The following is a 25,485-nucleotide window of genomic DNA, read 5'->3' on the forward strand; positions in this document are numbered from 1 at the left end:
AAATAGGTAGTTTTGTACGTATAACAGACAACTATTTCTTGTCAACACATGGGCAAATTTCACGATTCCATCAAAGCAGCACACAGAGACTTCATCCAGGAACAGCACCTGTTTTTCGTAAGTACGGCCCCTCTGAGTGCAGACGGTCACATTAACCTGTCACCCAAAGGGCTCGACTGCTTCCGGGTCCTGGGCGACAACAAGGTAGGTTACATGGATCTGATCAGCAGCGGAAATGAAACTTCGGCGCACACGCTGGAAAACGGCCGGATTACGTTCATGTTCTGTTCTTTCGAAGGCACACCCAATATTCTCCGCCTGTACGGAAAGGGCCATACTGTACTGCCCGAGACCGAGGAGTGGAAGACCTATGCACCCGAATTCACGATTTACCCCAGCACCCGTCAGCTGATCATTGCCGATATTAATCTCGTCCAAACCTCCTGCGGTTTTGGTGTTCCTTTGTTCGATTATGTGGGCGAACGTGATGTTCATTTCAAGTGGGCCGGGAAAAAAGGGAAAGATGGCCTGGTCGAGTATGTGCAGGAAAATAACCTGACCAGTCTGGATGGACTGCCAACAAATTTAGGTCTGCATCAGGTGTAGCCATATATCCGGCATTTTATTTGCAGTACGGCAAGGGTGTGACTCACAAATCGTACCATAATGCGCGCCGTACTACTACCTCTTTTTTGCCTGCTCTCGTTTTCATCCCTTTTCGCACAGGTTAAACTGCCCGTTAAAACACAAAAAACCCTGTTCAGTATTTCGGCGGTTGATGATAAGACATCGGCAGAATTACCAGCGCAGTTTACGATACAGGCCATGCAGGCTAAAAAGAAATTTATTGGCAAAAGCGCGCCTGTCAAGCCATTTGAGTTCATTTTAACCCGTACCGATACCCTGAACGTTATTGCCAGTGCGCCCGGTTATTACGAAGCCGAAGAGCTAATGGTCGTTTCCTGCGATACCTGCGCCACGTATGGCTATGTAGTCCGGCTGGAGAAAGAGGAAAAGGCCGATAGTGTGTTTCGGGATTTGCAAATTAATCAGACCTTCCGACTCGACAATGTCTACTTTGATCAAAGCAGCTACGTTCTCCGGCCCGAATCGTTTCCCCAACTGAACAAGCTAATAAAAACGCTGGTGACCACACCAAAACTGGTGATTGAAATTGCCGGGCATACGGATAACGTGGGCGATAAACGGCTCAATCAGGCCCTTTCTGAAAACAGGGCCAAGATTATAACCAATTACCTCGTCACCAACGGCATCTCCGAAAGTCGACTCCGACACAACGGATACGGGAGCAGCAAACCTGCCGCGCCAAACGACACAGAAGAAAATAAACGAAAGAACCGACGCGTTGAATTTGTTGTATTAGCCATGTAGGCGTCTGGCGCGGGGTTGACCTCGTGCTTGTACATACTGCCAGCATTCGCTGGCTCTTGGAAAGCCTGGCCGGACCACGTCAGCGAATGCTGACTTATGAACAGGCACGGGGTCAACCCCGCGCCAGCACAACAAATGCCAATGACGTATTTCGTTAAACCTGACTCCATCGTTCGCGAGATATGGGGTGATGCCGATGTGATCCTGCTGGTTTTTGCCGGTTCAGCGGCCGAGTTCGCGCTGAATCGGGCGGTAGACTGGCTATTTTTTACCGGTAAGCTCCCCGCCGACCCAATTGCTCGCTTATTCTCAACCGTTCGGTACGCCCAGGAGATTGTCTTCGCGCCCGAGGATAAAGCCCGTCAAGCCATTGCCCGCATGAGTGCCATTCACGGGGGGGTTGAGCAGAAACGTGGCTACCAGATCCCTGACTGGGCTTATCGAGATGTGCTGTACATGCTCATCGACTACTCCATGCGCGCCTTCGAAACGCTGCACCGCCCATTAACGAATTCCGAAAAAGATGAAGTGTTCAGCACCTTTCGTGAGGTGGGCGCGGGGATGCATGTCCCTGACTTACCAGGCACTTTAGCCGATTGGCAAATCGACCGGGAAGCCCATTTAAATCGGGACTTGGTCCATAGTGAATTTACGGATAAGCTATTCCAGCGGTATCGCGAGCAGTTGGGTAGCTGGCGTTATAATCTGCTTCGCCAGGTACAGGCTGTCCTCGTGCCAAAGCAGGTTGTTCAGCAACTGGAGTTACCCAAAAAACCGGCTCTGGCCTATTCAATAGGTTTATATAAAATCCTGATTGGATTAGGATTTCGGTCAGTTGTCCAGCGTATATTGCTACCCACTGCGTACCTGGACCAGATTCGGGAGCTGGACAGATAGCGTCGGGGCCAAGCTCCAGCCTGGCCATCGAACGGTCTACATGGCCAAGCTGGAGCTTGGCCCAGACAACTTCATCAACATGGCATCTTCACCCATCACAACTTCTGTCTTTGATCTGTTTAAGGTGGGTCCCGGGCCTTCGAGCTCGCACACCATTGGTCCAATGAAGGCGGCTTTCGACTTCCGGCAACGGCTGGCTCAACTACCACCTGATGTGCAGCAACGGGCCGATGCCATTCACGTATATCTGTATGGGTCGTTGAGTGCCACGGGCAAAGGTCACGGTACCGATCGGGCGGTGGTGGCCGGTCTGCTGGGCTGGCAACCGGAATCGACAGACCCTGTGGCCATGCTGAAACTGTTGCGCGACCCGGCTGTTCGATACCCGGTTCCGCTTGGTGAGAAAGCTCTTGAGGTTGGTACACAACAGATTCATTTCGAGCGGAAACGCTATGACTCCCCCTACGCCAATACGATGGTACTTAAACTAACGTCGGGTGAGGAGGTGATGGCCGAAGAAGAATATTATTCTATTGGGGGCGGGTTCATTATCCGTAAAGGTGAACCTGAGGCAAGTGCCAATGCACGACATGTGCCGTATCCGTATAGCACCATGACGGAGTTGAAAGCACTCTTGACCGATCACGCCCTCTCACTGGATGAGCTACTCATGGCCAATGAAATGGCCCTTACCAGCCGAAACCGCACGGAGGTGAACCAACGGCTCGATCAACTGCTCGACTTCATGCACAAGGCCGTTCGGCGCGGGCTCAAGCACAAAGGCGTGTTGCCCGGTACCATCAGACTCAGCCGCAAAGCGCCTATCCTGTTTCAACAGGCGAAGGGAATGAGCCAGTCCTCGGACGGTTTTTTGATCTTTTTGAATGCGTATTGTCTGGCGGCTTCAGAAGAGAATGCCGCTGGAGGTATAGTCGTGACGGCCCCTACATCGGGCGCGTCGGGCGTTATTCCGGGATTAACCTTTCTGGCCAAACATCATTTTCACTACAATAAAGCCACCATGCGGGCGGGTATGCTGGCGGCTGCGGTTATTGGCTTCCTGGTGAAGCACAACGCCAGTATTTCGGGGGCCGAAATGGGCTGTATGGGCGAGATCGGCACCGCTTCGGCTATGGGAGCCGCCTTCCTAACGCGCTGCGCCCAGCCTACCGCCGATATTGGGCCAATCGAAGCCGCTGCCGAAATTGGCATTGAGCACCACCTCGGCATGACCTGCGACCCCATTGGTGGCTATGTGCAGATTCCGTGCATTGAGCGGAATGCGATGGGAGCGGTAAAAGCCTACAATGCCTATCTACTCGCCACATCAGGAGCATCCCACTTTCAGAAAATATCGCTCGATTCGGTCATCAAAGTCATGAAAGCCACCGGCCGCGATATGTCTACCAAATACAAAGAGACCTCCGAAGCAGGACTGGCCCTGAGCGCGACGGAATGTTGACGGAGGAGTGCCGTACAGCCAGGCTGTCCGGTACAATTCTAAACATTTCAGGGCGATTGGCGTGTTTTATTAAACAACGCTTACAAACGCAGCATTACGCTTATTTATGACTAATATTTACACACCTCAGCAGCAACGTATCCTGCTCATAACCAGCCTGATCGTGATTGCAGGCTTCATTATCTATGGCTTAAGCGGCTACATATCGGCTTTTTTAGGAGCAGGCATTCTCTATGTTGTTTTCCGACCCTGGTTCACAGCCCTGGCCATCAAACGAAACTGGAATAAATCGCTGGTAACAACACTACTGATTATTTTCTCAATAGTTGTTATCATCATGCCCTTCCTGACGCTGAGCCTGTTGCTTATCGACCGGATTCAGTATTATTCCCAGCATACGGAGGACATTCTGAATCTTGCCAAGAAAGCAGAAGAAATGACCGGCTATCAGATTACCAGTCAGGAAAACATTCAGAATCTGTTGCGGCAGGGTGGCTCCTATGCCAGTCGGTTGCTGCCTTCCCTGGCGGGTGGCGCACTGGATTTTATCGTGATTCTGGGTCTGATGTTCTTTACCATGTACTTTATGTTTGTACAGCAGGACGCCTTTCAGGCCGGACTTCAGAAATACCTGCCTTTCAAAAAAGATACACAGAAAGAATTAGGTGAGTCGCTCAAAAATAATGTAAACGCCAACGTGATCGGGCAGGCGCTTGTCAGTTTGGTACAGGGAGTGTTGACCGGTGCCACACTTTGGATTTTTGGCGTACCCGATGCTCTTTTTTGGGGTACGGTAGCCTTTTTTATGGCCTTTATTCCTGTACTGGGAACGCCCCTCGTTTGGGGACCAGCCGGACTCATTCAACTCTCGCAGGGTAATACGAATCAGGGAATTGGTATTCTGGTGGTGGGCGTGGTTGTCATTATCAACATCGATAACCTGCTTCGCATCATGCTGGCCAAGCGCATGGGCGACATCCATCCGCTGGTTACCCTGGCCGGTATAGTGCTTGGCGTACCCATCTTCGGCATTCTAGGCCTGGTGGTGGGTCCGCTACTCCTCTCCTACTTCATCGTGCTGATACAGGTATTCGAGCGGCAGAACAAACAACAGGAGAAAGAAGTAGCCGTAGCAAAGGAAAAAGTGGAAACGGAGGCTCAAAGGGTAAAATAAAAGGTGAAAGAGCGAAAGAGCGTTTGATCCAAACCGGATTTCACTCTTTCGCTCTTTTACTTACTTCAGCACATAAGACAGATGTGCAGGGGTGTCGTCAAAAAAGGGTTTGAAACGGGCTGGCTGCTGGCTTTAATCCGTTTCATTCCTCCAGATTCCAATCTGGTAGGTGCCACCACAATACGTTTTTAACAGCGTTTCTACCCGGTGGAGCGTTTGCGAAAGAACATCGTCAGAAGTTGCCAAATCGGGCGCTTCCGCCATCAGTATAAGCCGCTGGGTGTTTTCGGTAATTTGGGAATGAAGCGCATCCCGATAGTTCCAGTGCCTGGTTAATACGGACCGATCGTCCCGGTAAACCAACTCCCCAACCATTGTTTCGACAACGCTGCCTCCAAACCCGATAAACGGAGATGGACTGGTCGTTTTCGTAAGTTGGATTGGACCCGAAATCGTATCCAGATCGTAGCCGCCCAGGGGAACCAATGACTCCATTTCAGCGATCAGATAAGCATTTACGGCCTTGTTAATAATGGGCATTGGATTTCCTTTCAGAATGCGTTTCAGGAGAGCCTCAACTGTGGGTGTGAACGTAGTAGGCTTAGCGCCAATAGCCCGGTACACCTGACGCCACCCAGTAATTGACGGTTCCAGAGCCAGCGAGTCAACCGCCCCGAATCTACTCCTCAGGGCACTTTCGGCAGATTGACAGAGCGCGCATAAGTCGTCAGAACCCTGGGTATTATCGAGCCCGTATCCAGCGATGTAGCCAATTCGCAGGTTCGGAAATTGTTGCCATACCTCGGCTGATATGGTAATGTCTGGTATAATTTGTGATTGATTCATGGTCAGAAACCCCTGGTCCCGCAAGGCGGGACCAGGGGTTTGTTAAATTAGTGGATTATACGTTTTTCGCGTTGACGCCATCAATCATACTCGCCATAATGGAGTTGTTACCGGCGAAGTACGTATCGAACATCTTTACTCGATTTCTATACGTAGGTGCGTATTCCATCAGCAGCGCATGGGCATCGGCCAGCATCACCATCGGAATAGAGGGATACAGATGATGGAGGGTATGAAGGCGATCCGAGTAGCCATTGAAAAAATAGGTCAGCCAGTTATACGGCATAGTGCGCGTATAATCGAGCACATTTACCTGACCGTTTTTCCCGGTGGGATTCTTAGGCAGGCCGTAATGATCGAACAATTCACGGCCCACTCGGATAAGGTGGTAGGCCGTTACTTTCGCACCAAACCAAACGCTCAGAAAGGTATAGAGAAAAGCAGCACCGCCCACCAGCCACAATAATCCCGACAATATACCCCATACTAGTACACACCGCAGCAGGTCACTAAATAGCTTCTGCCGTGTCAGCCCGCGTAGTGAATCGTGGGGTGGCAGAAGCAACACCATTATGGGCAAGTCGCCGAAAACAGTGGTAAGCCAGGCGGAACGATCAAATGCGAACGTCCTGACGAACTCCCAGCTAGCCCGCCGTCGCGACATGGTGGGCTTTATGGCGGGCCTTCTCGAAATCAGTTCCAGATCGGCCTGATTACCAAGTAATGGGTGATGCGTTAGAGAATGCGTCGAAAAGAACACCCACTTTGAGTACATCATCAAGGCACATAGCACCTGAGTAGCCAGGTTGTTGAGATGACGATTGCGAAACAATGACATGTGTATAGCGACGTGGGCAAAGTTCCCAATGGCGCACTGTTGGGCAGCCAGCAAAGGAATGGCAACGGCAATGACTACGGCTTTCCACTGATCGGGTGTGTTCAGGACCAGCCAGGGTAACCCAAGGGACACACCGGCAATAGTTAGCAGAGCGACCAGCGAACGCCGATCCGACAGGGCGGAGGGGCGCTGCAACGCTTGCAGCGTTTTTTTCTGATCGGCCTGCTGCAGTTCCTTTCCAATGCACTGCAAATCACTAAGTACTTCACTGATTGGCGCTTGCGGACGCTTGGACGCTTTACGAGTAATATCCGTTTTCATGACTTTTTAGTCGTTTTTTAACTTGTTAGTTTTTCCAAATACAAGTTGCGTAATCGAGCTGGGGAGCATATTCCAGCCATGTGTAGAGCGGATTTTCATCAACTGCCAATTGAGTCTACCGTCAGCGCTAACGACTTTCTCCAGGTGGCAGTTGCAGAAAGAATCCTAAAACGTCCCGTATTCGTTCATCATTATTGATCTGATAATTAGGTAGTTATTCACCACAAATTGGGCATATAATTTTTGGGCAACAGGCTGGATCTGGGCAGTTTTAAGGCCTACCCAACAGCACGTTGGGCAGTACCCAGAATTACCCAGCGTTTAGGTATGAGGGTATTTTGTGCGTATAATTGCCTTTTATGTCTACTACGCACCGCTTGTATTATGTCGCCCATTAATTTGTTGGACAGTTCGGCTGCTTCTTTTACTGCATATTTTGAAAAAATTCAGAAGGAAGGAACACCAGATATACTTGACAACTGCCTAAATCAGTTGTGGACCGACTACAGGAAGGCTCTTGAAGGTGTGCCGGGCGACTACAAATCGCTCTTAAAAGAGGCCAATATCAAGCGGTTTTCTGCCCAAACATCGCTTAATAAGTTTGATGAACTTCAATTTTCCAAAGGCGAAACTGGTGCCGACGGCAAGTCGACTAAGACACCTCGTGTTAAAACAGAGGGTAGATTTCGAAATGAGCTGGTCGAATTTAGCAAGAACTTAATGAAGGTTATCGGGGCTCTTAAGGGAAAGATGGTCTGGAATGCCGACAAGGATTGGTTCGATTTTAGTCCACCCCCTAAAGAATCCGAACGGATTTCAACGTCAGAAAAGGAAAAGCCCCTAAAAAGTCTCTACTGGTTTGACTACCACGCTTACCAGGGATTAGCTTCTTCCGAACTATTCTCGGAGGAGGCCAAAGACAGGGAATTCACCAGCCAGCGCGTCGCTTTCAGTTTATTACCCAAGAGAGAACTGGAAATGGCTCTCTACGGTAGCAGCAACCAGCCCGAGCGAATCCTGGTCGGTCGTTTTACCCGAAAACAGCCGCTGGTTGTCATGTCTGAATCCGGGGCCTGGGAACAGTGTATTTTTCAATGGCCAGACGAGATTGATTTAGCCGACTGGTCTGAACTGACCGGCCTGCATACACAGCTAATGCCCGACGGGAAGATCACTTCCCGCACAATTGTCCTGACCAAGCCAACACCCACCGATGCGCTGCCTTTAGCGATTTCGCCCGGACTGGCCATTTCGCTCTATAAAGGCCAACTGAATGTGCCTTTGCCAACAAAAGGGGTAGATGAGTCGGAACGGGTAAAAAAACGCGCTGGCTTTTACCGAGGGCAGTGGGTGCAATATGCTGACGACCAACACTGGCTGGAGACAATAGCACTGGAAATACTGCCCGATGGCAGAGCTATTCTGGGAGCCGAAAACGAAAATGAAGTAAAACGCCGGTATTGGGGCCGAGTGCGATCAGTCCGGGAGAAAGGCGGATTGATTGCTTATTTCGACCGGATGGATGGCACTGTGCATCGCCTGACCATTTACATCGACACGCACAACAACGTGACTGAAGAGGGAGTTTGGGGTGTTTATTCGGGCATGAAGAATGTATCGTATCGCCCCATGGCGGCCCGGGTTGTTTTTCACAAAGAGGCCTCCCTACAAGGTTACACACTACTCGATTCGCCCGATAAAAAATCGCAGTTAGACGCGCTGGTTATGCGCCGTCGGATCACACTTGACGAAGCGACTGGCAATGATATCCTGTACAAACTCATTTTTGGCGGGCATTCCAGAGATTTCATCCAGCCGGTAGTACCACCGATGAACGAGCCCGACGTAAAACCGCTCCAGGAACGGATCAGTGACTTTTCGGGCCTGTATTATGTGTATGTACTGAGCACCAAACAATCCTTTATAGGTCGGCTTCCCCTTAAAATCAATGAGATCGGTCGGGCTGAAATGACCCACCGCGACGGTACCGTTACGCTCTTCGGATGGGCCACTATAGCGGGTAACTTCCTGTCTATTTTTTTCGATCAGTCAGCCGACAGGGCCGATATTGTACCCTGCCACATCCTCATTCATGTTGATGCCGGACGGCCGAACTCGGAAGTGTATAAATTAAAAACAGCTTATGGCACATCGAGTCTGGCTAACCATGATGAACAGGCCATAGGCCGGATTGTTGTCCTGGAAACGGTGTGTGCCGGTACTATCGAGCCTAATCCGGAAAACTATCAGTATAAGGCGTTCTTTCTGGAAAGCCCTGATTTTTTGCAGGAAGATGACCGCCTGGATGGATTGCTAACCTACATGGCTGGCAAAATCGGGCGTTATGTTATTGCCCCCAAGCGTGATATTATTTTTAGACTTCCCAGCTATTCCAATCTGCGCAAAGACCGGGATGTGCTGTTACTTTTCAATTCTGCCTGCTACCTGGCAAGCACTGCACAACCAGAGCAGACAGCCCAGTTGAACGAGGCTACCCGGCAATTTTATCAGGCGTATCTGACTGGTTTCGTGGATGTCAGGCTACTCAATGCCGAGCTAGAGCCAGAGGGGCATCTTTACCCGTTGCTGCTTCATAAAGATAAGGTTCACCCGACAGATACGCCCGGTGAAAGCGCTAAACTGGGAGCCAAAACCTTTAAGCAGATTGTCGATATGATCCAAAAACGGGCTAAACAACTTCAGCAAATCCACACCCGCACGGTTAAATCTGGAACGGTCAATAAGCTGAACAATAAGGCCAGGTTCATTAAGAAGCGAAAATAGGCCAACAACAATCTATCAGCAGGCATCCCTCTGGCATGAGGTAGCTCTACCTGTTTCAAAGATAAAATGGCCGTTAGTGCGTTGGAACCAGTCGAAAACCGGACAAATCCCTGACGCCCTAACGGCCACCTTAATCAATTTATATTACTGCCGCGTTACTTTGCTGGCTCCCGATGTTTCGGAATCCATTTTGTTCACGTGACCGAAGTTGGCATGACTGGCACCGCTGGCATCGACTTCGGCCTTGTCGACATCCAGGTCCGTTGCCTCAATTTTGCTGGCTCCAGTCAGATCAGCTTCGAGTTGATTGATATGACCGCGCAACACCGCATTCGATGCACCCGACAGCTGTATATTCATCCGGTCGGCCGTTCCGTCAAATACGGTCCGGCAGGCACCGCTCATATCGATTTTCAAGTCTTTGTAGTTCCCGAACCCGGCAAGGCTAGCTTTGGAAGCACCTGATAAGGTTAGTTCGTCGATACCCGGAACCGTGATGGTCAGCCCGACGCGCTTGCGGTTGCTCCAGTCGAACAGACCACCCCGACGATCAATTTTCACTTCGAGTGTGCTGCCGTTCACCCGAACGTCCATATCGCTCATGTCATCTTCGCGGCCATCGGCAACGACTTTGTAGACATCACCTTTCCGGAAACGGACCACAAATGCACCGGCCACATTTACTTTCGAGAAGTTCGTTACATTGAACTGACGGGTGTGATCGCTTACCCGGTCGAAGTCGTCGCCGAGTTCGCTGGCTACGGCACTTTGTACATCGTCGGTCAGGTCGGTTACGTCGTTGTCTTCGTCGTTATCATCCCGGTTTTTCTCACGGGGGAAGTTAATGCACACCAGGCCTTCAGCTTTGGTGAATTTCCAGATACTTTCCCCCATGCGGTCAATCTCTTTTTCACCAAACTCATTGCGAATGAAGCGGGCAAAATCCCTCGTCATGCGGAACGGTTTTTCGTAGGGAATCATCAGATCCATATCCAGATCCTGCGCCCGGAAACGAGCTTTGGGAGCCAGTTCCATGGTTTCGTCGAACCGAACCGTCGAATCCTTGATGGAATAGACGTATTTAATCTGACGGGCATTGGCTTGCGCTTCGGCCCGAGTGGTTCCTTGTGCCCGGAAATATTGAATCAGGTTAAGGGTTGTTCCTTCGTAGCCTTTCAGATCAATCGATGGTCGGAAGCTATCATCATTTTCAACCTGATTCATGGCGAAGGTTGGAATAGCCGCCGGTACATTCAGCACCTTTGTTTCTTCAACGGTTCCGTGCCGCTGGAAGCTGGAAATCAGCGGTGTAGCGGTTCCGGCCAGAATAACCAGACTCAACAGCCACACACCCGCCAGGGTCAGCGCCGTACGACCACTCAGTACGCTACGTGTCGTGATGAGCATAACCCCCAGAATAGCCAGGCCAAAAGCGGGGATGATACCGGCGGCAAACGCCGAGAACACCATCGGCACCGTCACATCAGAGCGGAATAATTCAATCGGCAGATCAGTACCGGGGCCAAAGTGCGTGCCCGACCACAGGCCAATGGCAGCACCCAGCAGGGCCAGGCAAACGATCATGAATGAAAAACCAAGTATTAACATCATCACACCGGCAAATACCCGAATCAGGGAAACAACGCCGTTCAACAGCGGCCCCAAGGCACTCCCAAGCCCACCAATAATGGTAGCAATGGCGCGAAAGGGGAATAGCAGAACGCGAGTTAATGTACTCTCCCGATCCGGCGTTTCGTTGATATTGAGGTTTTGCTTAATACTCTGCTCGATGTTCGAGAGCGTAATCGGCTGACCCTGCATCTCCATTTTCTCGGTCAGGGTATTGGCCTGTGGGGCAATCATCCACAGCACGATATAGAGCAGGAAGCCAACGCCGAAGAACACGATGCCCAGTACAAACAACAGCCGGATAATGCCCGTATCGACACCGAAGTAAGCCGCGATCCCGGAGGCAACGCCCCCCAGCACTTTATCTTCGGGGTTACGGAAAAACTTTTTTACCGTTTTGTCGTCTTCAATCGTCATTACACCCGGCAGGGCAATCCACATAGCAACATAGATGATGAAGGTGAACCCGCTCAGACCGCCAAAGAATCCATCGGGGCCATTCGAAGCACCACTCAGAGCGGGTAAGCCAACAAACAGGCCAACGAAAATCAGGCGAATCCAGACCACGTCCATGTTGAAATAGTGGGCAAGACCGGCACAAACACCACCCAGAGTTTTCCGGCGCAGGTCGCGCACCAACCGACGGGGAGCCACATAAGCACTGGCAGGCTGTGAGGAATAGGACCCGGAAGCCGGATTTGGATTACCCGTTTGAGCACCCGGCCCTCTACCTGCTGTCCCCTTACCAACGCCCGCTGCCGAATGGCGACCGCCGTTGGTTACCAGAACTTCCTCCTCCTCAACGGCTTCGAAGTCGGCAACGGTACCCATAGCGGCAACGAGTTCGTTGACATCTTCCAGCGAAACGACCTGTTTGTCAGCGGCTTTCAGTTTGGCAAGAAGCTTCTCGGCAATCCGGTTTTCGATGTCGGTGACAATTTCCTGACTGTCTTCATAGGTCGAGAAGTATTGCTGTACCGTAGTCAGGTAATTTTTAAGTTTGTCGTAGCCATCCTCTTCGATGTGGAAGATGACGCCACTAATATTTATGCTGATTGTCTTTTTCATTGGAGTCCGACGATTCGGTTTTTGAAGAGAATAGGCTAAGCGTTGGCTGGAGGAATTATTGGGTCAGGCGAGGGCGACACGTTGACCGCCCCATTCGTGATTTTTTTGTGTAAATCTATTTTTCCGACAATCGCATTAACAGATTCGGCAAGTTCCTGCCAGGTAGCGTTGAGTGCATCCAGTGATGTGCGACCAAGATCGGTTAGGATGTAATATTTACGCGGTGGCCCGGAGGTTGATTCTACCCATTTGTAATCGAGCAGACCGGCATTCTTCAGGCGGGTTAGCAGGGGGTACAGAGTACCCTCCACAACCATGATTCTGGCGGAAGTCAGCTCGTCGAGCATATCGGAGGCATAAATTTCACCCCGCGATATGATGTGCAAAATGCAGAACTCCAGAATACCCTTCCGCATTTGCACCTGAGCGTTTTCTATATTCATTGGTGTATTTGATTTCGTTAATTTCCTAATTCAAAGGTACAATAAGGTACTATGCGATGCAAGGTACCTTTTTATTTTTATCCGATTTTCTGTATCAGTGGTTTAAAAGACAGGATGAATGGTGGAAAAAGGGGCGGCCATCGTGCCTGTACTAACTACCTACCCAATGGCATTCCCTCTATTGGACCAAAACTTAAGTAGAAACTGCCCTGGATCGATTCGCTTAGAGAACTAGTTCCCTCTGAACGAATATATACTTACTGAGATTACTTTGGTCAGAATTACCGGCGGAATGACGGACTACAAATTGACCATTTTTTAGCCTGTCCACAGCTTGCTGGTCAACTAATTGCAGGTGAAGTAGGCCGACCAGTTGGAGGTTGGGGAAAACAAGCGATCACGCTCACGTCTGGGTAAAGCGGTCTCTATAAGATCCTAAGTTTTATATCCTAATAGGTCTGATAGGGTTTAATGCTAGACTAAACATCCATTTAAAGAGCGTTTTTGCGAGACAGAAAATTTTTAATATCTGTCCAATGTGATCCGTCGCATACGTGCCATAGAATTCTTATCCGAATGGCTTCACTTAATCAAGTCATTGATTTTCATAACTATAAAATTTGAGTTTACTTCGTAGCGGATTTATAGTGTTGATTACACTGCCAGCGCTACCGAGGATTCGCGGTACCGAGTTCAACCTTCGATACACGCATAATGATTACTTGACGAACGATCAACAAATAGAATGGACACCCCGCTGAAGTTGCTCGTCGTGGAGGACGACATGATCATTGCCGCCAACATCGCCCTGCAACTCACTAGACTGGGTTATGAGGTGAGCGGGATTGTGCCCAGGGGCGAAGAAGCCATTCAACATGCTGAAACCAACCGGCCTGACCTAATTCTGCTCGATATTAGTCTCAAAGGCTCACTCGACGGTATCGACACAGCCCATGCGATCCACCAGCAGTGGAACATCCCAATTATTTACGTCACGGCCAATACCGACGAGGCCACCTTTGCCCGGGCAAAAAAAACACATCCCTACGCTTATATCGCCAAGCCGATCCGGGCAATTGAGCTACAACGGGCTATCGAGCTGGCCATGAGCCGCCTGGCCGACGAGCCGCCCACCTCTGCCAACCCCGCCCCCGACGCACCCTTTGTGCTCAGTGACCGGATTTTTGTGCGGCACCGCGAAAAGATCGTTAAGATTTTCATCGCCGATATTCTCTACGTAGAAGCCGACCGCAACTACTGCCACCTCTGCACAGCAGGAAAGGAATACCTGCTGACAACGACACTGAAGGTGATGGAAGACAAACTCCCGGCCAACTTTTTTGTACGTGTACACCGCTCCTATCTGGTAAATCTAACGCAGGTCGATGAGGTAGGCGAAGGCCATATCGGAATTGGGGGTATAACGATTCCGCTCAGCCACCTCCTGCGCGAGGCACTACTGAAACGAATCCAGACCATTTGAGAGCAAAACCGGCATTACCGTTCACACATCCGGTAAGAAAATACCCCCTTTCGGACAGTAAAAGGATGCGCTCGTCCGGGCGAACTTGGTTTGGGAATACGCTGGCGATAGTTTAGATCCGTTGTCGGCCAAATCGCGTTGTCGAGTCGATTGGGCTAACCATTTCTAATCCACCCCAACCCGTTCTCAACCATGTGTCTCCAGTTTACCACCGTCCCTTCTCAGGTGATTTTTTGCTTTCTATGTATCCTTCCAACTGCCATCTTACTGGTCTACCATGGCTACGATTACCGTTTGTACGAACCACAGCATCAGGGTAAGTTATACGCGTGGTTCAAAACGGGCTGCATGGCAGGAACTAGCTGCTCAACAGCGAAAGCTATAAACTATCGGACTTGACGCTCATGCTGAACGGCAAAGCCCCGGTCAACGCTGCCTGAAACGTGTATAGTTATGCGTTAGCTTCACAGGAGCTGGTAATGCAGTTCCAACCCGCCCACGTGCCGCTCAACGAGTGGGCCGACGTTTGATCCTGATACAGGCTTCTAACGTTCGTCTAAACCCATTTTTCCAGTCAATCCAAATCCCCAAAACCAACCAAACTACACCAATGAAAACCAACCAGGTATCCCTGATGCTGGCTGTACTTGCAGCTACGCTCGTATTCACTGCCAGTTGCAACTCGCCGGCTAAAGAAAGTGCCGTGACGGTCGATAACGCTACACTCAAAAAAGAAATCGAAGCCGCCAATATTGAGTTCGCGGGCTTCATCGCCAAAGGCGACTCGGTGGGCATGGCCAATTTTTATACCGAAGACGCGAAACTGATGTTCTCGAACGCACCAGCTATCGTGGGCCGCAAAAATATTCAGACGGCCATCCACAACGTCCTCGGTTCTGGAATCGCCAAAGCTGAGTTTACCGCCCTCGACGTATGGGGAACCGGCGATTTCGTGTCGGAGGAAGGTCAGTCAAGCCTGTTCGATAAAGCCGGTACGCAGGTGGTCAAGGACAAGTACATCGTCCTCTGGAAAAAGGAAGCCGGTAAATGGAGGCCCTTCCGCGACATATCAAACTCCGATCTACCCCTGCCTGCGGCTAAGTAAATCAACATAGTCAATCCACCCTCTTTAAAAATAGTCCGTTGAAAACCAATCAAGTACCCCAGATGCTGGCCGTTGTTACGGCTCTGTTCCTGTTTGCCGCCGGTTGTAGTTCACCCGCAAAGGATAATGACGCAAAAACAACCGCCGTGTCGGCAATGGCACCTGAGCAAAAGCAGGCGATTGAACAGGAAATTTCTTCTCTTGTGAACGGATTCTTCCAGCAGGTCGAAAAACTGGACATTGAAACGTGTATGACCTACTTTGAAAATACGCCTGATTTTCAGGCGGTCAATCCCGATGGCACCTTCGGCGATTACAACGCGCTAAAAAAATTGAATGCAGACGGGTTTAGCCAGATGAAGACGTTGAGCGTCGTGCCAACTAAGGAAGTGATTCGGGTTTTGACTGACTCGCTGGTGCTTTATACGTTCTCGATGGAACAGGATGCCACGCTCAAAACCGGCCAGAAAATAAAGTACGAACACGTAGCGGGAACGATGCTCTTCACCAAAATCAACGGCGCGTGGAAAGCGACGTTTTACCACGAGTCTGCATTGGCACCAGTAGCCGTCAAGTAGCAAAGACTGTGTGCATATAAAACCAGTAACCTATCAGCCTTTTCTCTAGTAGACAGACCCATGAAAATCAACCAATTTATTCCTGTTATTGCCGCCCTGACCCTGTTTACCGTCAGTTGCAATACTGCTCCCCAAAAAGCAAATGAGAAACCAGCGGCTCAATCCGATGCACCGGAGTACTTTATGTTACGACCTGAAGTCGAAAAAGCGTATGGCTACTCCCATGCCGTTCGGATTGGCAATGAACTGAAAATATCGGGTGCGGTCAGTATGGACGATAAAGGAAACCTGACGGCTGAAGGTGATCTGGGACAACAAATGAAAAATTGCTACGCCGACCTGGACAAAATTCTGAAGCACTATGGCTACAGCTGGGACGACGTTGTGGTGGAGAATATCCTGACCACGAACATGCCCGAATTTGTGAACCAGTCGGCTTACCGAAATACGATCTACAAAAAGCAGTTTCCGACCGGGTCGTGGTTTGGCGTAAAGGAGTTAGCACTGCCCGGCCAGTTGATTGAGATTGAGTTAGAAGCCTATAAAGTGCGCTGATTCAGTAAGGCTACTATAGAAAGTAAACAAACCAAAACCTATTCAGGAAATGAACGAAAGTGAAAAAGTAAACACAAGAACCGCTGTCATTCCTGACGATTTTGAAGCCATTAAAAAATTATGGTTTGACTATTTAGTTTGGGGTAACGACAAGATGCATGAACTCTACGGCGTCCATCCTCATAATCCCAAAGAAACTGTTGAACAGGACATCCAACAGATTGACAAGTTTCAACCACCTTACGGACAGCTAATCCTGGCTATTTACGAAGGTAAAGTATGTGGGCTTGGAAGTCTAAAACGTATCAATCCCGAAATCGGTGAAATAAAACGGATGTTTGTTGATCCAGCTAGTAGACGAATTGGAGCTGGACGAGCTATCCTTAACCGACTTTTACTTGAAGCGAGAAAAGTCGGTTATAAAAAAATTCGGCTTGACAGTCCGAAGTTTATGGAAGCCGCTCACGCCTTATATAGACGTTTTGGATTTCGTGATATTGACGCGTATCCAGAAATGGAAATCCCCGCAGCATTTAAAGACTATTTGTTGTTCATGGAATTGGATTTGACCCACGACACTACATAAATCCGAAATCATGAGCACAGATAAGCCCAGCCTATACTGCCGGGGGATCGATCTTAAAACAGTCAAACTAACCAATCAAATCCATGAAACAACTCCTGATTTCCCTAGCTGCTCTTTGGTTGCTGGTTAGCCTCGGCCTGTCGACATCTGCACAGGCTCAGCAAACGGCAACGACTCAACTCAAAAGTATCCACCTTTTCGATATGCCAGCCGGTGTAACGGAGGCCCAGCTGTCGGCGTTGATTGGCGAGCTGAACACGATCATTAAAGGCCTGGGCTACAGTAACGCCGGATACACACTCTACAAAGTAGAGGGAAAAGGAGCCGACAAATACCGCTACTTCTTTGAGGGCAATTGGCCCAATGCCAACGCGTACCAGAAAATCCACGACGACAAATCGTTTCAGGAAGCAGATAAAAAATTGGGTACGGTGTACGAGAAAATAAAAGCCGTTGAACTCTACCGTCGCTTAGTGAGAGTGCCTTAATCGTCTAACCATCAAAAACCCAATGAAAACAAATCCATTCACCCTACTCCTGGCCGTTATTGCCATTACGTCTGTCTGCATTACGGGTTGCAACGCCCCCGCCCAAAAAGCAGAAGCTACCACCGAGCAGGTAGTAGCTAAACCCGATATGGCCGCCATCAAAACGGAAATACAAGCCATCGAAACCGAATGGGCCAGCGCCACAACCGTTAAGGACATCGACAAGGTAATGGCACTCTACACAGACGATGCCATAGAAATGGCCGACGACGAACCCATGTCCGTGGGAAAGGCTGCTATCCGGCAGGTGTTGCTCAAAAGTATGAAAGCGCGCAAGGCCGGAACGACGGTTTCCTACGAGACGATGGACGTGTACGGCGATGGCAACGTGGTGACCGAAGTCGGGAAGACAACGGTTAAAGACGCGGCTGGCAAGGTAGTGAGCACCGGCAAATACATGGGCATTTTTGAAAAACGCGACGGAAAATTTATCTGCATCCGCGATATTAACAACGAGGATCAGAAAGACAAGTGAGGTAGCTTGGGCTAACAAACAGGTCAACATGAATGGATACGTTGTTTTTGGGTGGCTCCTCCTGCAATTGTGCCTGTCCGCGTCTGCCGGGCAGGCACAATCCACTGTGCTTTACTTCGACGAACCCCCCAAAGAAACGCTGGGCCGCAACCGAAATCAATTAACCATAAATCGATTCTTTACCGACCGCGACGATTTTCTCTGGTTCGTCAGCGGCAGTGGCCTGAGCAGGTACGACGGCCATGAGATCGTAAAGGTGCTCTCTGATCCGGCGGATTTGAACTCCCTTTCCTCAGCACGGGTGGCGGATATGGTTCAGGACGAGCGAGGCACGTTCTGGATGACCACCCGCGACGGGGGCCTTAATGCCTACAATCAGCGAACGGGCAACGTGGCCCATTTTCGGCACCTGCCCACCCACAAAACCAGTTTATCATCGGATAAGCTCCGATTTCTTCAACGCGATGAATCTGGTTATCTCTGGATCGGCAGCGATTATGGCATGAATCGGTTCGACCCCAAAACAGGTAGCTCTATTAGGTTTTTGCCCAAACCAGGTGAGGCAGGGCAATTGCAGGGCAACCCGCTGTCGCCCATTCTGGTGGCCCCCCGTTATGTTTACGTTTGCACAACGGCCGGGTTCGAGCAGTTTGACCGAACCAGTAACCGTTGGCGGTGCTTTCCGACTGTAAATAAATCAGGGGTGCCCGTCATCAGCGCCACGGATGGCCTCAATGTGATTAACGGCCTCTGCAAAGATCGTCGGGGCCTGATCTGGATGGGTGTTACGGACCAAACGGGGCTACGGGTTTTTAACCCCAAAACAGGGCAAATCAATTGGTTCGATAAGCGAACGGCCGATGGCAAACCCATTCCGTTTCCAAACGTGATTCTGGAAGATCGGGCGGGGCGGCTTTGGCTTTGCTGCGATAACGACATCTTCCGCATTTCAGCCGACCGGACCATCGTGGAGCATTGCACACCCGTAGCCATCAGCAACGGGGAACAACTCAGGGAACTGGTAACCCTCTACGAAGATGGACAGGGGTTAATCTGGCTGGAGCGAGCGAGCGACAAAAATCCGCTTTTCTTCGACCCCCGCCAGGAACGCCACTCCAACATTCCACTGCCTAAATTGAGCAACTCCGCCGGTGCCGTTCCGACCCGACCCGTAACGGAGTCCCTCATGCCCGACTCGGAAGGCTTCCTTTGGATCAGTACCGATCTGGGCCTGATTCGATACAAGCCGGGCCGCGCCAGGCCGGGCCAATCCAAGCCGGGCCTGAATGAGATGAAGGTGGTCTTGAAACAACCCCTCACTTATTTCACCATCCCGCTGCCAGGTTCCCCACCAACCAGCTACGATCCACATCTGCTGGTCGGTGCGGAAGCTGGCTTGTTCGTTTACAACAAAAAGACGGGTCGTTTAACACCCGTCCGTTTAGATAAGGCCGGGAGTAAGAAGATTCAGAACGCCATCGCTTCGGTTCTTGACCGGGATGGCGACCTCTGGATTTCGACCTGGGGGCAGGGGCTTTTCCGCATTCCGAAGGGCGGCTTATCGGTCGAGACGGGGCTGGTAAGTACGTATGAACAGTGGAAAAACGATCCCACCAACGCCAACAGCTTATTGTCGAACACGCTTCAGAAAATTGCGGTCGATGTCCAGAACACGGTGTGGGTGTGCGGAGCCGCTCATGGCCTTAGTCGGGTAAACAAACGAACCCGGCAAGTGCAGCGGTTTGTACTCCGGCAAGGCGACCCCTATGGACTGGCCAGCAACTACACCTTTGCGCCCCTGGTTGATAAGCAGGGTGATGTATGGATAACGAGTGGGTATTCGGCTCCCTTACAGAAGCTGTCGGTCAAAACGGGGCGATTCAAAAAATATGGTGCAGCAAACGGGTTCACGGATGATTATTTTGCCCACGCTACCCTCGACAGAACCGGCAAAATCTGGTTCAACCAGAATCAAGTGGTATCCTGTATCGACCCCCTTACGGAACGCGTAACCACATTCCCGCAGTTTGTAGGCAACTCGGTTTACTCTACGCCCATTACAGCACTGGCTACTACCGGCGAGATTTATTTCGGTTGCCAGAACAACTTACGGCGGTTTGGGCCAAACGATACCATCCACAACATTCCTAAAGCCTCATCACCACTGCGATTGGTGGGCGTTTCCTGCTTCGACACCGACGGAACTCAAACCATGCGGCCCATGCCCCCGGATCGCTGGCAAGCCGATGAGCTGGCATTGTCGCACCGGGAAAACACCTTAGAACTAAAATTTGCGTTGCTGGATTACCGCAACCCCAGCAGTCGTGCCTATGCCTATTCCCTGACCGGACCGAATGACGAGCCACAATGGGTAAACATCGGCCTGAAAAACACCGTTGATTTTGCTCAGATGAAGCCGGGAACGTACCTGTTCCACCTGAAAGCCCGCAACAGCGACGGAATTTGGACAACTTTAGCGCCCCTCCGCATACACATCAGCCCACCCTGGTGGCAAAGCCTTTGGGCCTATGCGGCTTATGCGCTGCTGCTGCTACTCGGCTTTTGGTACTTATTGAAGGTCCGTCTGCGTGAACAAGCCCGCGAACTGGCCCTGCAGGAAGCCGTTGTCATTAAACAACAGCGCGACGAGATTGCTCAGAAAAACGCCCAGAACGAACTCCTGCTGAAAGAGATTCATCACCGGGTCAAGAATAATCTGGAAGTGGTGTCAAGTTTGCTGGCCTTGCAATCGGCTAAAGTTACTGACCCCAACGTACAGGAAGCCATACAGGCCAGTCAAAATCGGGTGCAGAGTATGGGCATCATTCACCAGAAACTGTATCAGGGCAAACAGTTAGGGGCTATCGAAATGCGCGATTATTTTAACAATCTGGGCGAAAGCATTCTCGATTCGTTCGATGCCGCCAGTCGCGTCACCATCTATTGTTCGATGCCCGAACTAGTGCTGGACATTGACACGGCGGTTTCCATAGGACTAATAACGAATGAGTTAATAACTAACTCGCTTAAATATGCATTTATCGGTAAGGACAAAGGCACAATTCGCATCAGCCTGACGCGGATGGGCGACGATTCGTTGCTGTTGATGGTAGCCGACAATGGTATCGGTAAACAGCCGGTGGAAGCCGTCAACGAAACAGGCTTCGGCACCCAGTTGGTGGAACTGCTTACCCGCCAGCTCGATGGTATGCTGACCTACGAAAACCAGCATGGGACGTTGATCAAACTCCGTTTCAACCGGCCAGTCATTTCCTAAGGCCAGCCAAAATCAGAACCCTGTATTCGACCGTTTGCTTATCTGGTAACCAATTTCCCGCTTTCGATAGGGACGTTTTAGTTATCTAACGAACCTGTTGATTACCGTACCTTTTCGTCTCCTCCTTCTGGCCGTTTTCGACCACTAAAAGGGTCCATTCAAGAAGCAGATTAAGGAACGTTCCTCATTCTCAATTGGGAGCCTTATTTGGGACTAAGTACTAACGGCTTCAGATCAGGGAAACGACCAACTCTCAGCTATACCAGTACCCTCATTCATTGATCACCTTAATTCTCGGATGCTCGGCAATAATGCTCATTATGTTGTCAAAATACGTTTCGCCACTACCGCTTTCCAGAGCGACTAGCTTTTCTTGAAACACTTTTTTATTGTAGGGTGATCCAGGCTTTAGCTTATCCAAATAGTAATCTCGGGTCGTTTGATAGCCTAAAGCCTTCCGGCTATGGTCCATATGGTGCCACACAAGTTTAGCCGATTCTGCTCCTTGTAAAGCACCATAACCCCCAAACAGTAAATCATTGAAGGCATCAAGGCTCTGGCCAATCAGCCAGCTTTCGCCTTCCATAAACACCCGATTGATCTCCTTGTAAAAGGAGGTAATGTCATTAATTGTGTTACCCTCGATTTCAATCTGTTTGACCATCGTTCAATTCAGGGTCAGTTTATACCAGCGCGTTATGAGACTCTGAATATAATCACTGTTTAACTCAATGCGTAGCATACGATCAGGCCATTACTAGTTCGGGCAGTCAGAATTTAAGGCTGGATCAGCGCTTGCAAAACGATCCAATCTCTTAAAATAACAATGATTAAATTCATTTGGACGGTTCATTTACCTTTTGCCAGATAAGCTACTGTTTACGATGTGACTAACAATAAATTCTGCATCTTCCTTAATCCCTAGTATTATGGCCGATTGCCGTTTCCTCAACCAGGGGAGCCCGATAAAATAAAGTCCGTCGACGGTACCAATCCCATTTCGATGCTTGGGTAACTGCTCGTCACTGAGCACGGGCAAGGGCAGGTAGCTGAAATCACCGCTAAACCCGGTCGTCCAGATGATTGAGGTGATCGCCACCTGTACTAGATTCAGTTGAGTTAAATCAGACGCGCAGGCGGCTTCTTCGTCCGGCACATCATCCAGATCAATGTCGGCAAGCGGAGCCAACACCTTATTTTTTTGAATGTACTCGTCGATGAGCTGTTTCACATGCTGGGAAAATTCGTCAGCGTACCTGACGTTAGAGGACGAATTGGGCTGAAAAAAAATAGTATTTGCTTCGGCCCTGTCCGCCCGACCCAGTATAATGGCTCCACTTCTGGCCAGGGACTGTAAGCTCGAGGTTTTCCCCCGCTGCCCGGCTCCCGACACCTGCGGGTTTTTGACCTTTAACAAAGACGGGTCAGTGACCTCCTCAGTAGGCGTATTGTAAAACCCAATCTTAACCAGCCAGTCAAAAATATCTTTGCCCCGGTAGCGTCTTGGTATCCGACCAACCCGGGCCGTCGACAGAAAAACGTGTCGCCCCGAATGCAGCAAATCTTGGGCGATCTGAGTTCCGGATTGGCCACTCCCGACCACCAACACATTTCCAGCTGGGAGTTGATGGGCATTTTTGTATTCACTGGCGTGTAGTTGCATCACCGACTTGGCCAGGTGATTGGCGAAGTCAGGGACCCAAATCTTATTTTGTCCACCCGAAGCGATAACTAGCCGTCGGCTGAGATAGACTGTCTCTTTGCCCTCCTGCGAGACGGTAACCCGAAAAACAGCTCGTTCCTGGTCGGTATGTACGGACACTACCGGACAGTATTCTTTAACTGGCAGACTTTCCTGGTGGGCGTAGGTTTCCAGCGCCAGCGCAAATTCAGTTGCCCCAGCAAAGGCATCGGGATCGTCAAAATAGGGGGCCTGCTGGGGAAGCAGATTTAATTTGTTAGCCGAGTTCATCTTAAAGGAATCCCACCGCTGGGAACGCCAGGTTTCCCCGATTCGTCCCTGCTCAAAGACCAGATGGGGAACACCCTGTTTGGTTAGATAATAGCTGACGCCAATGCCAGCATGCCCCGCGCCAACCACAATGACATCCAGTACGGGCTTAATCATAGGCAAATCGAGTCAACGTTAACAGGGCTGTTTATTAGATAGTTATCTCTGTATAGCAAGTAGCTAATATCATTATTTCTTTTGGATTAAAAAAGTGACCGTCCAACTAAACGCCCCATTTATGGAGCAGATATATGAATGCTCCATTGTCTCACATGGGAGCGTTTAGGTAGATTTAGGAGACAATAAGTGAATGGTTGCCATAGACGACGTTGTTTAATTGAACGATTGGCGAAATTCTGACGGTGATGTATGAGTTTGGCTCTTAAAAAGTTTATTGAATGACTGGGGATGCTCAAATCCCAGTCGGTAGGCCACCTCCGCAACCCTCAGCCGAGTGGTGCTTAACATGAATTTGGCCTCCTCAATCAACTGGTTATGGATATACTGCCGGGCACTTTGCCCGGTCAATGTTTTAAGCATTGACTTGTCCGGCTAAATGTTGACCATAAATAGTCAATTTATGGACAGACTTGTTAAACTCCGCATGAAACAGCCCAAACGAATCATTCGGGAAATGGTGGCCGCCGTTCTCCTCGATCAGCTCAACCGCATCGGCGGTCCGAATTGACCAAGCCGCTGAGCGCTACAAAGTCAATCGCTTAACGGTACTTCGGTGGATCCGGAAAATCGAAGAGGAAGCCAAGGCTAGTAAACAAACCACCACGATTGCTTCTGATCAGCCCTCCCTGCCGACCGGAAAATCAACTCGTCGCTTTACCCCTGAGGATGCAGTTAAGCAACTGCGGACTAAGCTCCAGTCGATGGAAAAACAACTGGAAACGGCCAACTTTAAAGCCCTTTATTATTCGACCCTGGTCCGGGTTGCTAAACACGAGCTGGGGGTCGACGTTGAAAAAAAGCCGCCGTGGCCCGGCCCGTTACCAAGCCATCCGGTTTATGTTGACGAATCACCCAAACATTTCGATTCGGCAGCTGGAGGGTGTGCCGCTCGGCGGTCCGATTGGTTTTAGTCGACAGGGGTACTATCAATACTGGCAACGGCAAGCGGACCAGGTGAACCATGACGCCGACATTCTGCAACTGGTCAAGAAGGTCCGTCAAGATCATCCGCGCATTGGAGGACGAAAGCTTTATTGGCTGTTACAGGATGCCTTCTTGGAAAGGGCGGCCCCGCAGGTGATTTTGGACAATACGGAGCGCAAGAACAGTTGCTCAAAGTTTTCAGCGTTTTCTAAAATGGGGGCTACATCAATGGCCTCCTGAGACGTTTCAGGTAATTTTGCAACACCCTGTTGCAAAATTAAGGGTAGATTAGCCACGACAAACTTCTTCATGTAGCCCATATTACGGGTTGAAAACCCCTCAATCCCTGGATAGGCCTGACGAATGTCAGCCGAAAGGCGATCAATTACTTTGGCTCCCCAGCCTTGTTGCTGTTGAAAAAACAGGATCAAACTACCCACTTGCCAATAGGAGAGTAAGAGTTGTTGGTTGGCTGAGGTAACTATTTTGACTTGAGCCTGTTGAATCTGTTATTTAACCCATTGAAGTAGTTCCGGGTATTGCTTAAACTCTTCCATGACGAAATTTGCCGATGATCAGGCTTCTAGCCTATTTTGCCAGGACATTTAGATTTTGGACAAGTACAAGCAAAGGTAATCGTTGAAGCCATCTCAGGAGCCCATTTTATTGATGTTGACCACTTCAATTTTTGTGTCAATCACAAAGCTAACTATTAGCTTTGTGATGTAACTGATTGTGGTAGAGTGGCCTAGTTTAGTTCATTTTTTATCGTGCACGAAAAGGTCAATGTTCATCATTAACTGAACTTGTAGTGATCCGTTATCAAAACCGTTCAATTAAACGTCCAATAGATTCTCGGACAAGACAAGTCGACAAGAAAGAGGCAATCATAACAAAATGGCCTTAATG

The 25,485-nt window shown here is 49.9% G+C and carries 23 protein-coding genes and 1 pseudogene; 16 read left to right on the forward strand and 8 right to left on the reverse strand.

All coding sequences use genetic code 11. From position 1 onward, the window contains the following. Positions 1 to 48: 48 nt before the first annotated feature. The 6 genes from CRO74_RS28745 to CRO74_RS28765 all read left to right on the forward strand — a co-directional run bounded on the left by CRO74_RS28745 (position 49) and on the right by CRO74_RS28765 (position 4,925). Positions 49 to 606 (forward strand): pyridoxamine 5'-phosphate oxidase family protein, encoded by a 558-nt coding sequence (locus CRO74_RS28745; protein WP_097131320.1) that lies wholly within the window; start codon positions 49 to 51, stop codon positions 604 to 606. Between the two features lie 60 nt (positions 607 to 666). Continuing rightward, a complete protein-coding gene (locus tag CRO74_RS28750; protein WP_097131322.1) occupies positions 667 to 1,392 on the forward strand; it encodes an OmpA family protein in 726 nt (241 codons plus the stop codon). 23 nt (positions 1,393 to 1,415) lie between these two features. Then, a complete protein-coding gene (locus CRO74_RS32275; RefSeq protein ID WP_262508254.1) occupies positions 1,416 to 1,550 on the forward strand; it encodes a hypothetical protein in 135 nt (44 codons plus the stop codon). After that, the gene (locus CRO74_RS28755; RefSeq protein ID WP_179830333.1) at positions 1,534 to 2,289 is read left to right on the forward strand and encodes an oxygenase MpaB family protein; all 756 of its coding nucleotides are present in this window, start codon (positions 1,534 to 1,536) and stop codon (positions 2,287 to 2,289) included. Before CRO74_RS32275 ends, CRO74_RS28755 begins: the two co-directional genes overlap by 17 nt. A gap of 79 nt (positions 2,290 to 2,368) precedes the next feature. Next, entirely contained in the window at positions 2,369 to 3,751 is a 1,383-nt protein-coding gene (locus CRO74_RS28760; protein WP_097131574.1) for an L-serine ammonia-lyase, read from the forward strand. A 106-nt stretch (positions 3,752 to 3,857) separates the two neighbouring features. Continuing rightward, positions 3,858 to 4,925: an AI-2E family transporter gene (locus tag CRO74_RS28765; RefSeq protein WP_097131326.1), complete on the forward strand. Its 1,068-nt coding sequence runs from the start codon at positions 3,858 to 3,860 to the stop codon at positions 4,923 to 4,925. Positions 4,926 to 5,057: 132 nt separating this feature from the next. Here CRO74_RS28765 and CRO74_RS28770 read toward each other — a convergent pair whose 3' ends face one another. Further along, a complete protein-coding gene (locus CRO74_RS28770) occupies positions 5,058 to 5,771 on the reverse strand; it encodes a B3/B4 domain-containing protein (protein ID WP_144035993.1) in 714 nt (237 codons plus the stop codon). Between the two features lie 55 nt (positions 5,772 to 5,826). Next, positions 5,827 to 6,930, reverse strand: a complete 1,104-nt coding sequence (locus CRO74_RS28775; protein ID WP_097131330.1) for a fatty acid desaturase family protein — start codon at positions 6,928 to 6,930, stop codon at positions 5,827 to 5,829. Between the two features lie 384 nt (positions 6,931 to 7,314). On the opposite strand from CRO74_RS28775, the gene CRO74_RS28780 reads away from it, so the two are divergent. Then, entirely contained in the window at positions 7,315 to 9,714 is a 2,400-nt protein-coding gene (locus CRO74_RS28780; protein WP_097131332.1) for a hypothetical protein, read from the forward strand. Positions 9,715 to 9,858: 144 nt separating this feature from the next. Here the strand turns inward: CRO74_RS28780 and CRO74_RS28785 are convergent, their stop codons facing one another. Both CRO74_RS28785 and CRO74_RS28790 read right to left on the reverse strand, forming a co-directional pair. Further along, positions 9,859 to 12,411: a PspC domain-containing protein gene (locus CRO74_RS28785; RefSeq protein ID WP_097131334.1), complete on the reverse strand. Its 2,553-nt coding sequence runs from the start codon at positions 12,409 to 12,411 to the stop codon at positions 9,859 to 9,861. 35 nt (positions 12,412 to 12,446) lie between these two features. Continuing rightward, positions 12,447 to 12,854: a PadR family transcriptional regulator gene (locus CRO74_RS28790; protein WP_097131336.1), complete on the reverse strand. Its 408-nt coding sequence runs from the start codon at positions 12,852 to 12,854 to the stop codon at positions 12,447 to 12,449. Between the two features lie 745 nt (positions 12,855 to 13,599). On the opposite strand from CRO74_RS28790, the gene CRO74_RS28795 reads away from it, so the two are divergent. From CRO74_RS28795 to CRO74_RS28835, 8 genes are all read left to right on the forward strand, one after another. Beyond that, complete coding sequence (locus tag CRO74_RS28795) at positions 13,600 to 14,337, forward strand: LytR/AlgR family response regulator transcription factor (RefSeq protein WP_097131338.1); 738 nt, start codon at positions 13,600 to 13,602, stop codon at positions 14,335 to 14,337. A 610-nt stretch (positions 14,338 to 14,947) separates the two neighbouring features. Continuing rightward, on the forward strand, positions 14,948 to 15,442 hold the full coding sequence (locus tag CRO74_RS28805) for a YybH family protein (RefSeq protein ID WP_097131340.1): 495 nt from the start codon (positions 14,948 to 14,950) through the stop codon (positions 15,440 to 15,442). Positions 15,443 to 15,480: 38 nt separating this feature from the next. After that, positions 15,481 to 16,020, forward strand: coding sequence for a nuclear transport factor 2 family protein (locus CRO74_RS28810; protein ID WP_245878014.1), 540 nt, complete (start codon positions 15,481 to 15,483; stop codon positions 16,018 to 16,020). A gap of 60 nt (positions 16,021 to 16,080) precedes the next feature. Further along, positions 16,081 to 16,575 carry a RidA family protein gene (locus CRO74_RS28815; protein ID WP_097131342.1) on the forward strand — a complete coding sequence of 165 codons (495 nt, stop codon included), beginning with the start codon at positions 16,081 to 16,083 and terminating at the stop codon, positions 16,573 to 16,575. A gap of 49 nt (positions 16,576 to 16,624) precedes the next feature. Beyond that, positions 16,625 to 17,161: a GNAT family N-acetyltransferase gene (locus CRO74_RS28820; RefSeq protein WP_097131343.1), complete on the forward strand. Its 537-nt coding sequence runs from the start codon at positions 16,625 to 16,627 to the stop codon at positions 17,159 to 17,161. Positions 17,162 to 17,244: 83 nt separating this feature from the next. Continuing rightward, positions 17,245 to 17,649 (forward strand): hypothetical protein, encoded by a 405-nt coding sequence (locus CRO74_RS28825; RefSeq protein WP_097131346.1) that lies wholly within the window; start codon positions 17,245 to 17,247, stop codon positions 17,647 to 17,649. Between the two features lie 22 nt (positions 17,650 to 17,671). Further along, positions 17,672 to 18,184 carry a YybH family protein gene (locus CRO74_RS28830; RefSeq protein WP_097131350.1) on the forward strand — a complete coding sequence of 171 codons (513 nt, stop codon included), beginning with the start codon at positions 17,672 to 17,674 and terminating at the stop codon, positions 18,182 to 18,184. Between the two features lie 28 nt (positions 18,185 to 18,212). Then, positions 18,213 to 21,461, forward strand: a complete 3,249-nt coding sequence (locus CRO74_RS28835) for a histidine kinase dimerization/phosphoacceptor domain -containing protein (protein WP_097131352.1) — start codon at positions 18,213 to 18,215, stop codon at positions 21,459 to 21,461. Between the two features lie 271 nt (positions 21,462 to 21,732). Here the strand turns inward: CRO74_RS28835 and CRO74_RS28840 are convergent, their stop codons facing one another. The 3 genes and pseudogenes from CRO74_RS28840 to CRO74_RS28850 all read right to left on the reverse strand — a co-directional run. After that, positions 21,733 to 22,125: a barstar family protein gene (locus CRO74_RS28840; RefSeq protein WP_097131354.1), complete on the reverse strand. Its 393-nt coding sequence runs from the start codon at positions 22,123 to 22,125 to the stop codon at positions 21,733 to 21,735. 189 nt (positions 22,126 to 22,314) lie between these two features. After that, positions 22,315 to 23,589 carry a flavin-containing monooxygenase gene (locus CRO74_RS28845; RefSeq protein WP_097131356.1) on the reverse strand — a complete coding sequence of 425 codons (1,275 nt, stop codon included), beginning with the start codon at positions 23,587 to 23,589 and terminating at the stop codon, positions 22,315 to 22,317. Positions 23,590 to 23,805: 216 nt separating this feature from the next. Continuing rightward, a pseudogene (locus tag CRO74_RS28850) lies at positions 23,806 to 24,012 on the reverse strand (helix-turn-helix transcriptional regulator); the annotation flags it as partial. Positions 24,013 to 24,353: 341 nt separating this feature from the next. On the opposite strand from CRO74_RS28850, the gene CRO74_RS32155 reads away from it, so the two are divergent. Continuing rightward, positions 24,354 to 24,563, forward strand: a complete 210-nt coding sequence (locus CRO74_RS32155) for a hypothetical protein (protein ID WP_245878015.1) — start codon at positions 24,354 to 24,356, stop codon at positions 24,561 to 24,563. Between the two features lie 120 nt (positions 24,564 to 24,683). Here the strand turns inward: CRO74_RS32155 and CRO74_RS28860 are convergent, their stop codons facing one another. Next, positions 24,684 to 25,082 (reverse strand): DUF1016 N-terminal domain-containing protein, encoded by a 399-nt coding sequence (locus CRO74_RS28860; protein WP_097131359.1) that lies wholly within the window; start codon positions 25,080 to 25,082, stop codon positions 24,684 to 24,686. Positions 25,083 to 25,485: the final 403 nt, after the last annotated feature.

Source organism: Spirosoma fluviale (assembly GCF_900230225.1).
Lineage (GTDB): Bacteria > Bacteroidota > Bacteroidia > Cytophagales > Spirosomataceae > Spirosoma > Spirosoma fluviale.